Here is a 12,499-nt window from a genome sequence, read left to right as displayed (position 1 = left end):
TGAGATATCTTACTTGATTCCCTAATATACAAAAAATTAGGGAGACGGGCAAGTGCTGGCTGAGCGAAGTTGGGACTTGCCCGATTTTTTTGCAAACACAAAAAAGAGGCCATCTCAAAGTTTATTTGAGACAGCCTCTTTTATGATAAGAAGGATAATTATTAATCTAACACGGTTACCCATCCGTATGGATCAGCTTCGTCACCGTACTGGATACCACGCAACTTGTGGTATAGTTTTTCGCTGATAGGGCCTGGTTTGCCGTCTTTTGCAATGACGTATGATTTCTGGTTCTCCAGGTCGTCAATGCGGCCGATAGGGCTGATTACGGCTGCTGTACCGCAAGCTCCTGCTTCTTCAAAGGTAGTCAGCTCTTCTTCCGGAATCGGACGACGTTCTACTTTCATTCCCATGTCTTCAGCCAGCTGCATCAGGCTGCGGTTGGTGATAGAGGGAAGGATAGAGGTAGACAGCGGAGTAACGTAAGTATTGTTCTTGATACCAAAGAAGTTGGCGGCACCACATTCGTCGATGTATTTCTTTTCTTTTGCATCCAGATAGAATTCGCTGGCATACCCTGCATCGTGTGCCATTTTATTGGCGCGGAGGCTGGCAGCGTAGTTACCACCTACTTTGAACGTACCGGTTCCGAGTGGTGCCGCACGGTCGTACTGGCGGATGATGACATACGGATTAGTGGCAAACCCACCTTTGAAGTACGGGCCTACCGGAGTGACGAATACCACAAACATGTATTCGCTGGCAGGATGTACACCTACTTGTGCACCTGTACCAATCAGCAGCGGACGGATGTAAAGAGAAGCACCGCTTTCGTATGGAGGAATGAAACGTTCGTTGGCCTTTACCACCTTCTTCACGGCTTCGCAGAATTTTTCAGTCGAAAGTTCCGGCATCAAAATACCCCGGCAAGTGCTTTGCAGACGTTCTGCATTAGCTTCCGGACGGAAGATACGGATTTTGCCGTCTTTCCCGCGATAGGCTTTCAGTCCTTCGAAAGCTTCCTGTCCGTAGTGCAGACAAGTGGCAGCCATGTGAAGGTTCAATGTTTCTTCTGAACAGAGTTCAAGTTCTCCCCATTTCCCGTCGCGATAGTAGCAACGTACATTGTAATCTGTCCGCATGTATCCGAAAGACAGATTCGACCAGTCTATTTCTTTCATGGTTATCTTATTTTATAAGTTTTTTGAATGTTCTTTTAGCTACGCAAGCAAAAGTACGGTTTATATTTACAAAATCCAACATAAAACCATTCTTTTTTGACAAAAACAAAGGAGTCGCTTTAAAAGGCGACTCCTTGTGTTAAAATATCATTTTTCTTGGATTATTTCTTACCGTTGGCTTCCACCCACTTGCGGGCATTTACGAAGGCTTCCATCCACGGAGTGATCTGGTCTTCTTCTTTGCGGTCAAGCGGATAGTATGCGTTTTCCCATGGGAAGCAGGCACGTTCCAGGTGAGGCATCATGGCCAGATGACGGCCGTCCTGGCTGGCGATACCGGCTACGCTGTAGTCTGAACCGTTCGGGTTGCCTGGATATTCATCGTATGAATACTTCAGCACTACGTTGTAGTGGTCTTCCGGATAAGGCAATGAGAACTTACCTTCTCCGTGAGCTACCCAGATACCCAGTTTAGAACCGCTCAGTGAGCCGAACATTACGCTGCGGTTCATCGGTACGGTTACACCCAGGAAGTTAGATTCAAACTTATGTGAGTCGTTATGCAGCATCTTGCCTTTCTTCTTGTCTCCCGGAGTAATCAGTCCCAGTTCCATCATCAGCTGGCAACCGTTGCAGACACCCAGTGACAATGTATCTTCGCGAGCGTAGAAGTTGTCGAGGGCAGCTTTTGCTTTCGGGTTGAACAGGAAGCTTCCGGCCCATCCTTTGGCAGAACCTAATACGTCGGAGTTAGAGAATCCACCGCAGTAAACTACCATGTGGATGTCTTCCAGTGTTTCACGTCCGCTAATCAGGTCGGTCATTGTTACGTCTTTTACGTCGAAGCCTGCCAGATACAGCATGTAAGCCATTTCACGTTCACCGTTGGTTCCCTTTTCACGGATGATGGCTGCTTTGATGCCGCTCGGTGTACGACGGTTCGGATTGAGACCGAACTGCGACAGCTTGCCGGTGAATGACTTGTCGAATACAAATTCCAGCGGTTGCTGCTTGTAGTTTTCGAAACGTTTCTTGGCACAGCCGTTCATGCTCTGCTTGCGGTCGAGCAGGTAAGAAGTAGAATACCATACATCACGCAAGTAGTCGATACCGAACTGGTAAGTGGCATCGTGCAGAGTTGCCAGGATGTGACGTTCTTCGGCCGGCACACCAATCTTCACGTAACCTACACCTGCATCTTCCAGAATCTTCTTGACTTCTGCCTTGTGCTTGTCGGCTATCTGGATAACTACACCCGGATTTTCGGCGAACAGAATCTTCACGATGTCGTCGCACTTAATCTTGTCGAGGTTGATTTCCATACCACCTTCTGTATTGGCAAAGCACATTTCCAAAAGGGTAGTAATCAAACCACCGGCAGAAATATCGTGTCCGGCCAGAATCAAGCCTTTGTTCACCAGTTCCTGAACAGCCAGGAATGCATCGCGGAAGTATTCCGGATTCTGTACAGTCGGCACGTCATCGCCCACCTTGTTGAGTGACTGTGCGAAAGCAGAACCACCCAAACGAAGCTGGTCGAAACTGAAGTCAATATGATAGAAGGTAGATTTCGGTTTGTTGACCATTACCGGAGAAACCACTTTCTTGATGTCGGATACTTCACCGCCGGCAGAAACGATAACGGTTCCCGGGCTGATAATCTTTTCGCCGTTCGGATATTTCTGTGTCATGGACAGAGAGTCCTTACCGGTCGGCACGTTGATTTGCAGTTCGCAGCAGAAATCTGACAATGCTTTCACTGCTTTGTACAGACGGGCGTCTTCACCTTCCTGTGCACGGCAAGGCCACATCCAGTTGGCTGACAATGAAATGCTGTCCATTCCTTCTGCCAGCGGAGCCCATACCAGGTTGGTCAGTGCTTCGGATACAGCCAGTACAGAACCTGCTTCCGGATTAGCCAAGGCAGCCTGCGGAGCATGTCCTAATGCAGTAGCGATACCTTTTTCACCACGGTAGTCGAGTGCAACCACACCACAGTCGCTCAACGGCAACTGCAATTCACCCTGACACTGCTGGCGGGCAATCTTACCTGTTACGGAGCGGTCTACCTTGTTGGTCAGCCAGTCCTTGCAGGCTACGGCTTCCAGCTGCAGCACGCGGCGCAAATATTCATTCAGTTTGGTGACATCGTAAGAAACGTTTTCATAATGACGTTCTACAGTCTTGTCCACCATATACGTTTTCGGAGAAGAACCGAACATCTGGTCTACGGCCAGGTCGAACGGACGTACGCCGTCAGCCTGTTCGAAGGCAAAACGATGGTCGCCGGTAGTTTCACCTACCACGTACATCGGTGCACGTTCGCGTTCTGCAATCTTGTGTACATGTTCGATGGCTTTTTCGTCAATCAGCAAGCCCATACGTTCCTGCGATTCGTTGGCGATGATTTCCTTGGCGGAAAGTGTTTCGTCGCCGATAGGCAACTTGTCCATGTGAATCAGGCCACCGCAGTCTTCCACCAGCTCAGACAGACAGTTCACGTGCCCGGCAGAACCGTGGTCGTGGATAGATACAATCGGGTTTTCGTCTTCTTCACACAGCGCACGCACCACGTTATAAGCACGCTTCTGCATTTCTGCATTGGCACGCTGGATAGCGTTCAGCTCGATACCTGAAGAGTAACGTCCTGTTTCTACAGAAGAAACAGAACCACCACCCAGACCGATGCGGTAGTTGTCACCACCCATGACTACGACCTTGTTGCCAGCTTCGGGGCTACCCTTCAAGCAGTCGCGCTGTGTGCCGTAGCCCACACCACCTGCCAGCATGATAACCTTGTCGTAAGCATATTTTTCGTTGTTTTCTTCATGTTCGAAAGTCAGTACAGAACCACAAATCAGCGGCTGTCCGAACTTGTTGCCAAAGTCAGAAGCACCGTTTGATGCCTTGATCAGGATTTGTTCCGGAGTCTGGTACAACCATTTGCGCACTGGCAGAATGTTTTCCCATTCGCGTCCTTCGTCCGTACGCGGATAAGAGGTCATGTATACGGCAGTTCCGGCAATCGGCCAGGAACCCTTACCTCCACCCATACGGTCGCGGATTTCCCCGCCTGTACCGGTAGATGCTCCGTTGAACGGTTCTACGGTAGTCGGGAAGTTGTGTGTTTCCGCTTTCAGAGAGATGACGGTCTTGATATCTTTGATAATGAAGTAATCAGAAGTAGAGTGGTCGGCCGGAGCGAATTGTTCTACCACCGGACCTTCGGCAAAGGCTACGTTGTCTTTGTAGGCCGAGATAATCTTGTTAGGATTTTCCTGTGTAGTTTTCTTGATCATCTGGAACAGAGAAGACTCCATTTCCTGTCCGTCGATGATGAACGTTCCGCCGAAAATTTTGTGGCGGCAGTGCTCAGAGTTGATTTGTGCGAAACCGAATACTTCCGAGTCGGTCAGCTTGCGTCCCAGGTCTTTTTCCACCTTCAGCAGGTAGTCCATTTCTTCGCGTGACAGCGCCAGACCTTCCTTTTCGTTGTATTCTTCCAGGTTTTCGATGTATATGATAGGCTGCGGTTTGATGTCTACCGTGAAAATTTCCTGATCCAGTCCGTGATACATACGTTGCAACATCGGGTCGTGGTCGGCGTTTTCATCTTTCACCGGGAAGTATTCCTCGATACGACGGATACCGTTGAGACCCATGTTCTGGGTGATTTCAACCGCATTTGTACTCCATGGAGTAATCATTTCACGGCGTGGGCCGATGAACCATCCTTTCAGGTTGTCTTCGTTTTCCACAGTGGCATCGCTGTACAGCCAGCATAGTTTCTTGACGTCTTCAGCATTCAGTTCCTGATTGCATTCCGTGGCAATCACACTGTTTGTGGGTGTTCTGAAAAATAGAATCATAGCACTTGTATGTTATAATGAATATTCAATGCGCTTTAAAAGTGGTACAAAGGTAGAGAAAATCCTCGGAATTACGAAGAAAAATAAAAGTTATCACAGAATATGCCTATCTTTGCACCTTAAATCTAAAAACTCTTTCTATTTATGTGGTTACAATTACTGTTTGTGTTACTGGCAATTATTGTCGGAGCGCGTGTTGGCGGCATCGGTCTGGGAGTCTTTGGAGGCTTGGGACTGGCCGTACTTACCTTTATCTTTGGTCTTGAACCCACCACTCCCCCTATTGATGTGATGCTGATGATTGTGGCAGTGATTGCAGCTGCCGGGTGCATGCAGGCTGCCGGAGGATTGGATTTGATGGTGAAATGGGCGGAGAAAATCTTGCGTCGCCATCCTCAGCGTATCACGCTGTTGAGTCCGCTGGTGACTTATCTCTTTACCTTCTTTGCCGGAACGGGGCATGTGGCCTATTCCGTACTTCCGGTTATTGCCGAAGTGGCTCGTGAAACGGGTATCCGTCCGGAACGCCCGATGGGGATTGCCGTCATTGCTTCCCAGCAGGCTATTACTGCCAGTCCTATTTCTGCGGCTACGGTGGCCCTGTTGAGTATGCTGGCTGGATATCACATTACTTTGTTTGATATTTTGAAGATTTCCATTCCCTGCACCTTGGTGGGTGTACTGGCCGGTGCGATTTATTCCATGCGGGTAGGTAAGGAACTGAAGGATGACCCTGTATATCAGGCACGCTTGAAGTCGGGCGAACTGTCGGGTGCCAATTATTGTACGGCTGAGGTGGCTAATCCTGGCAAGGCGCTGACCTCCGTACTGCTGTTTTTAGGTGCCACGGTGGGTATTGTGCTATTTGGTTCCATAGATAGTCTTCGTCCGTCGTTTCAAACCTCAGAGGGCGTAGTGGTGATGCAGATGGCACACATCATTGAAGTGCTCATGCTGTCGGTAGCCGCACTGATTCTGCTGCTGACTGGCACCAGTGGGATGAAGGCTGCTAAAAGTTCAGTCTTCAATGCGGGTATGCAGGCGGTAGTGGCCATTTTCGGTATTGCGTGGATGGGCGATACCTTTATCTCCGGTAACATTGCCGTCATCAAAGAAAATATATTCGGGCTGGTGACCGATATGCCGTGGCTTTTCGGTATTGCGCTTTTTGTCATGTCTATCCTGCTGTTCAGTCAGGCAGCAACCATCCGTGCCTTGCTTCCTCTGGGTATGGCGCTGGGCATTTCGCCCTATATGCTGATTGCCCTCTTTCCGGCAGTCAACGGGTATTTTTTCATCCCGAACTATCCGACGGTGGTGGCAGCCATCAATTTTGATACTACGGGTACCACCCGCATCGGAAAATATGTGCTGAACCATTCTTTCATGATGCCGGGACTGATTTCTACCATTGTGGCGGTAGGACTGGGTATTCTGGCCGTACTCTTTGTGTGATAGAAACCCAAAAGTCTCCCTTCATTGAGGGAAAAACGGACTTGTTGGTTGTATGTCTCCCTTACGTGAACTTTACGTTTCTCCAGCCGGAGCTGTAAGTTTCCCGTAGGGGAGACATACGTTTTTGTGCCGGGAGACGTAAAAAATGCAGGAATGTCTTCCCGTTATCCCTTTAGGGTTTCTTAAATTGTTGTTTTTTCAGATATACTCTTAAGGATAATCGTATAAAAATGTAGGTACTTTCGTAAAAAAGTAGCATCTTTGCAGTATGAATTGGATTGAACAGGTTACTATACTTGATTTGTTGCTGAAGGGATTGATTATCGGCATTGTCGTGTCTGCTCCTTTGGGACCGGTCGGTGTGCTCTGTATTCAGCGTACGTTGAACAAAGGGCGCTGGTTTGGTTTCGTGACGGGAGTCGGGGCGGCATTAAGTGATATTTGCTATGCGTTGATTACGGGATACGGAATGAGTTTCATGGACGAACTCATCCTGAAGCATCATATTTTTCTTCAGGTGGTGGGCAGCATCATGTTGCTGGCTTTTGGTATCTATACCTTCCGCAGTAATCCGGTGAAGTCGCTTCGTCCGTCTTCGGGTACGCGGGGAACTTACCTGCACAACTTCGTTACGGCCTTTTTTGTCACCCTGTCCAATCCCTTGATTATTTTCCTGTTCATCGGTCTGTTTGCCCGTTTCTCATTTGTCATGCCGGGCAGTCCCATCGGTTTCCAGTTAGTGGGTTATCTGGCCATTATTTTGGGAGCATTGGGCTGGTGGTTCAGCATTACTTATTTTGTCAATAAAGTACGTTCACGATTTAATTTGCGCGGCATCTGGGTGCTCAACCGCATCATTGGTGTCGTGGTCATGATAGCGGCGGTGGTGGGAATCGTCCTGGCCATTGCCGGCAAATCTTTTTCTTGATAGGATATGTATATTTCTCAACAACTTAAAAAAAAGAATATTGCCGAATACCTGCTGTATATGTGGCAGGTGGAGGACTTGATTCGTGCCAACGGCTGCGATATGGAGCACATCCGGAAGAATATCATCGAGCCTTATCCGGCTACCGACGAACAGAAGAAGGAACTGGCCCGCTGGTATGAGGACTTGATTAACATGATGCAGCAGGAGGGAGTGCTGGAAAAGGGACACGTGCAGATTAACAAGAACATCATCGTCTGGCTGACCGACCTGCACCTGCGTTTGTTGCGTTCGCCTAAATTCCCTTATTACAGTGCGGCGTATTACAAGGTGCTTCCTTTTATTGTGGAACTGCGTGCCAAGGGTGGCGACAAGGACGTGCCTGAACTGGAGACTTGCTTTGATGCCATGTATGGGGTACTGATGCTGAAATTGCAGAAGAAGGAAATCAGCGAAGAAACCATGAAGGCGGTGAAGGCCATCAGTGACTTGCTGGCGATGCTGGCCGGATATTATATTAAGGATAAGGAAGGCGATTTGGAACTGGATTAAAACATCACAGAACATGAAAAAGATATTAGTGACGGGAGCCAACGGACAGTTGGGCAATGAAATGCGTCTGCTGGCAGAAGAGCACCGGAATTTTGAGTATTTCTTTACCGATGTGGCAGAGTTGGATATCTGCAATGAACAGGCGGTAATGGAATTTGTATCGGCTCATCAGATTGATGTGATTGTGAACTGTGCAGCTTATACGGCAGTCGACAAGGCGGAGGACAACGTGGAACTCTGCGACAAACTGAATCATGTGGCTCCGGGCTATCTGGCCAAGGCGGCACAAAGCCGTAACGGCTGGCTGGTGCAGGTGTCTACGGACTATGTGTTCGACGGTACAGCCCATATCCCTTATAAGGAAGAAGATACACCGTGTCCGAATTCCGTATATGGCTCTACCAAACTGGCTGGTGAGCAGGAAGCGCTGAAGCAGTGTCCTAATACGATGGTGATTCGTACGGCATGGCTGTATTCTACGTTTGGCAACAATTTCGTGAAGACCATGATCCGCTTGGGGCAGGAGAAAGATACTTTGGGAGTAATCTTCGACCAGATTGGTACGCCGACTTATGCACGCGATTTGGCTCAGGCCATTTTTGTGGCACTGGAGAAAGGTATCGTGCCGGGTATTTATCATTTCAGCAACGAAGGCGTGTGCTCCTGGTATGATTTTACCAAAGCTATCCATCGTCTGGCAGGTATCACTACTTGTCATGTGTCTCCGCTTCACACAGAGGATTATCCTACGAAAGCTTGTCGTCCGCACTATTCTGTGCTCGACAAGACCAAGCTGAAGAAAACCTACGGCGTGGAAGTGCCTTACTGGATGGACAGTCTGGCAGAATGTATTGAAAAATTAAAACAATAAATATGGCAAATCAGGAAATAGCAAGAAGACGAACATTTGCGATTATCGCGCATCCGGATGCCGGTAAAACCTCGTTGACGGAAAAGCTGTTGCTTTTCGGTGGACAGATTCAGGTGGCCGGAGCCGTGAAATCAAACAAGATAAAGAAAACTGCCACGTCCGACTGGATGGACATCGAAAAGCAGCGTGGTATCTCGGTTACTACCTCCGTGATGGAGTTTGACTACCATGACTATAAGATTAATATCCTCGATACACCGGGTCACCAGGATTTTGCCGAAGATACGTATCGTACTTTGACGGCAGTGGACAGTGTAATCATCGTGGTGGACGGAGCGAAGGGTGTGGAAACACAGACCCGTAAGCTGATGGAAGTCTGCCGTATGCGTAACACGCCGGTGATTATCTTCGTCAATAAGATGGACCGTGAGGCTAAGGACCCGTTCGATTTGCTGGATGAACTGGAGGAAGAACTGGTTATTAATGTGCGCCCGCTAACGTGGCCGATTGAGAGTGGTCCGCGTTTCAAGGGTGTGTACAACATTTACGAGCAGAAATTGAACCTTTTTCAGCCTTCTAAGCAGGTGGTGACGGAGAAGGTGGAAGTGGACATCCATACAGAGGATTTGGACAACCATATCGGTACACCGCTGGCGGAAAAGTTGCGCAGTGAGCTGGAACTGATTGATGGGGTATATCCAGAATTCAATGTAGACGATTACCTGAAGGGAGAACTGGCTCCGGTGTTCTTTGGTTCGGCTTTGAATAACTTTGGTGTGCAGGAATTGCTCGACTGTTTTGTGGAGATTGCGCCAAGTCCGCGTCCGGTGCAGGCAGAAGAACGCGAGGTACAGCCTGAAGAACCTAAATTTACTGGTTTCGTATTCAAGATTACGGCCAACATTGACCCGAACCACCGTTCGTGTGTGGCTTTCTGTAAGGTATGTTCCGGTAAGTTTACCCGTAACACGCCATACCTGCACGTGCGTCATAACAAGACCATGCGTTTCTCTTCACCCACGCAGTTCATGGCACAGCGCAAGACAACAGTAGATGAGGCTTGGGCTGGCGATATTATCGGTTTGCCGGATAACGGTACGTTCAAGATTGGCGATACACTGACTGAAGGTGAATTGTTGCACTTCAAGGGATTACCGAGCTTCTCTCCGGAAATGTTCAAATACATTGAGAATGCTGATCCGATGAAGACCAAGCAGTTGAACAAGGGTATCGACCAGCTGATGGACGAAGGTGTGGCACAGCTGTTTGTCAACCAGTTCAACGGGCGCAAGATTATCGGTACGGTAGGTCAGTTGCAGTTTGAGGTTATTCAGTACCGTCTGGAAAACGAATACAATGCCAAGTGCCGTTGGGAACCGTTGAGTCTGTATAAAGCCTGCTGGATTGAAAGCGATGATCCGGCTGAACTGGAAGCTTTCAAGAAACGTAAGTATCAGTATATGGCGAAAGACCGTGACGGACGCGATGTGTTCCTGGCCGACAGTGGTTATGTGCTTCAGATGGCACAGATGGACTTCAAGCACATCAAGTTTCATTTCACCAGTGAGTTCTAAGAAATAAATAATATTGTAAGAAAAGCCTCCGAAAGGAGGCTTTTTTATGTCCTAGCCACTTTGCTTACAAGTGACTGCTCTTTTTGATTTTCATTTTTAAGCTTTAGATTTTCTTCCTTTGCCAGCTTCCCTTTTTCAGGTAAAAATAGCTTAACAGGCCGATGGCTCCGGCATATACGTGCTCGGAGAACCAACATACGGCTACATCCATTTTCAGTAGAAGAATGACCGTGACGATAAAGACCAGGTAGCAGGTCAGGGCTACCATCTCCAACAGGAAGGCAGAGCGGGTGTCCCCCGTGCCGGATACGGACTGGAAATAAATAAAGCCAAAGCACTGGAAAAGGTAGCTGGAGCAGAGTACCCAGAGGGTAGGGACAGCAGCTTCTACCAGGTCGGGCATGTCGGTATAGATACGGAGCACATACGTGGGCAGACAAGCTATCAGCAGAATGAGTGGCCAGACGATGCAGGTGCAGAGACGGAGATGTTGGCGGATGGTGGGCATGACGTAGCGGGATTCTCCGGCACCAATCAGGTTGCTGACCAGGGAGCTGCTGGTAGAGGCAAAGGCTATGATGGTCATGAACGGGATGCTCGACACGTTGCGCACGATGTTGGTGATGGCCAGTGCGCGTTCACCTAAATGTTCAATGAAGATGAAGAACAGAAACCAGGTACTGATGGATACTGCATTTTGTACCATGGTCCACAAGGATACGTTCATGATTTGCTTTAGTTCCGGCCAATGAAAACTTACCAGGCGGTTCAGTCCGTATTTATGACAGTCCACCTGCCGTGTAGTGTATGCAATGAAGAAAAGCATGGATACCAGTTCCGCCAGTGAGGAACCGATGGCTGCTCCGGCAATACCTAATGCCGGGAAGCCTAATTTCCCGAAAACTAAAATATAATTGAACACCACGTTCGAAGTGACCATGACGATGGAGTTGAGCGTGAGTGTCTTGGTTTGTGTGGTACCCACAAAGAACGCACGGAACATGATGGCCACGAATGAGAAGAAGAATCCGAACACCCGCCAGTTGATGTAGCTCACCGCCGCCTCACAGACACGGGGAGAGGCTACTACGTGCGACAATATCCAGGGAGAGAACAACCGGGACAGGATGAACATGACCAGCGCCATGGTCAGCAGGAAATAAATCCCCTGGTAGAAGATAGAACCAATCATCCGGAAGTTGCCTTCCCCGTTGCGGCGGGCAATCAGTATCTGCGAACCGATACTGAAACCGAATCCTAACATGAAGATGGCCAGATAATACACTCCCGCAATGGCCGAGGCTCCCAGTTCCACTTCACCCACACGTCCCATGAAAGCCGTATCGGTCATGCCGATAAGTTGTTCCATAATCAGGCTAATCAGGATGGGGTAGGCTATCCTCCATATTTCTCCGTTGGTATATTTGGTATGCATAAAAGGCAGGTATTAGTTAGGTGAGATGCAAAGATACGATATTTCTACACAAAAAAAGACCATCCTTTTGCAAGGACAGTCTTTTGTTTGTCTTTCTCTGAAAGAAGAATTAAGCTTCAGCAGGAGCTTCTGTAGCTTCTTCAGCAGCAGGTGCTTCTTCTGCGTTTGCAGCAGCTTCAGCTTCAGCCTTAGCAGCAGCTTCAGCAGCTTTCTTTTCAGCTACCTTCTTAGCGATTTCTTCGTTTACTTTCTTTTCAGCTTCCAGACGTGCTTTAGCTTCAGCTTTCTTAGCTTCTTCTTCCTTAGCTTTCAAAGCAGCCAGACCTGACTGTTTGTTTTCTTTCCAAGCGTTGAATTTAGCTTCAGCCTGTGCTTCATCGAATGCGCCTTTAGCTACACCGCCCAGCAAGTGTTTCTTCATGTAAACACCTTCGCGAGACAAGATGTTGCGTACTGTGTCAGTAGGCTGTGCACCTACCAATACCCAGTGTAATGCACGTTCAAAATTCAAATCTACTGTGGCAGGATTGGTGTTCGGATTGTAAGTACCAATTTTTTCAGTAAATCTACCATCACGTGGTGCTCTTGCATCTGCAATAACAATTGAATAGAACGCATATCCTTTGCGTCCGTT

At 48.4% G+C, this 12,499-nt stretch carries 9 protein-coding genes; 5 read left to right on the top strand and 4 right to left on the bottom strand.

Annotation, left to right across the window (positions count from 1 at the left end):
- Window positions 1-161: 161 nt before the first annotated feature.
- Window positions 162-1,181, bottom strand: a complete 1,020-nt coding sequence (locus ACMJ0U_RS12665; protein ID WP_417130229.1) for a branched-chain amino acid aminotransferase — start codon at window positions 1,179-1,181, stop codon at window positions 162-164.
- 161 nt (window positions 1,182-1,342) lie between these two features.
- On the bottom strand, window positions 1,343-5,050 hold the full coding sequence (gene purL / locus ACMJ0U_RS12660) for a phosphoribosylformylglycinamidine synthase (RefSeq protein WP_417130228.1): 3,708 nt from the start codon (window positions 5,048-5,050) through the stop codon (window positions 1,343-1,345).
- Between the two features lie 144 nt (window positions 5,051-5,194).
- Here purL and ACMJ0U_RS12655 point away from each other — a divergent pair, with 144 nt between their 5' ends.
- The 5 genes from ACMJ0U_RS12655 to ACMJ0U_RS12635 all read left to right on the top strand — a co-directional run bounded on the left by ACMJ0U_RS12655 (window position 5,195) and on the right by ACMJ0U_RS12635 (window position 10,430).
- The gene (locus ACMJ0U_RS12655; protein ID WP_417130227.1) at window positions 5,195-6,505 is read left to right on the top strand and encodes an anaerobic C4-dicarboxylate transporter family protein; all 1,311 of its coding nucleotides are present in this window, start codon (window positions 5,195-5,197) and stop codon (window positions 6,503-6,505) included.
- Between the two features lie 268 nt (window positions 6,506-6,773).
- Window positions 6,774-7,433 (top strand): LysE family translocator, encoded by a 660-nt coding sequence (locus ACMJ0U_RS12650; RefSeq protein ID WP_007563496.1) that lies wholly within the window; start codon window positions 6,774-6,776, stop codon window positions 7,431-7,433.
- Between the two features lie 6 nt (window positions 7,434-7,439).
- Entirely contained in the window at window positions 7,440-7,985 is a 546-nt protein-coding gene (locus ACMJ0U_RS12645; protein ID WP_417130226.1) for a DUF4924 family protein, read from the top strand.
- Between the two features lie 13 nt (window positions 7,986-7,998).
- Window positions 7,999-8,856: a dTDP-4-dehydrorhamnose reductase gene (rfbD, locus tag ACMJ0U_RS12640; protein ID WP_417130225.1), complete on the top strand. Its 858-nt coding sequence runs from the start codon at window positions 7,999-8,001 to the stop codon at window positions 8,854-8,856.
- Between the two features lie 2 nt (window positions 8,857-8,858).
- Window positions 8,859-10,430: a peptide chain release factor 3 gene (locus tag ACMJ0U_RS12635; protein ID WP_007563501.1), complete on the top strand. Its 1,572-nt coding sequence runs from the start codon at window positions 8,859-8,861 to the stop codon at window positions 10,428-10,430.
- Between the two features lie 103 nt (window positions 10,431-10,533).
- Here the strand turns inward: ACMJ0U_RS12635 and ACMJ0U_RS12630 are convergent, their stop codons facing one another.
- Both ACMJ0U_RS12630 and ACMJ0U_RS12625 read right to left on the bottom strand, forming a co-directional pair.
- Complete coding sequence (locus ACMJ0U_RS12630; protein ID WP_417130224.1) at window positions 10,534-11,865, bottom strand: MATE family efflux transporter; 1,332 nt, start codon at window positions 11,863-11,865, stop codon at window positions 10,534-10,536.
- A gap of 109 nt (window positions 11,866-11,974) precedes the next feature.
- The coding region (locus ACMJ0U_RS12625) for a 30S ribosomal protein S16 (RefSeq protein ID WP_417130223.1) at window positions 11,975-12,499 on the bottom strand (525 nt) is incomplete at its 5' end.

Source organism: Phocaeicola sp., from assembly GCF_048170425.1.
Classification (GTDB): domain Bacteria; phylum Bacteroidota; class Bacteroidia; order Bacteroidales; family Bacteroidaceae; genus Phocaeicola.
This window is presented reverse-complemented; position numbering and strand designations above follow the sequence as displayed.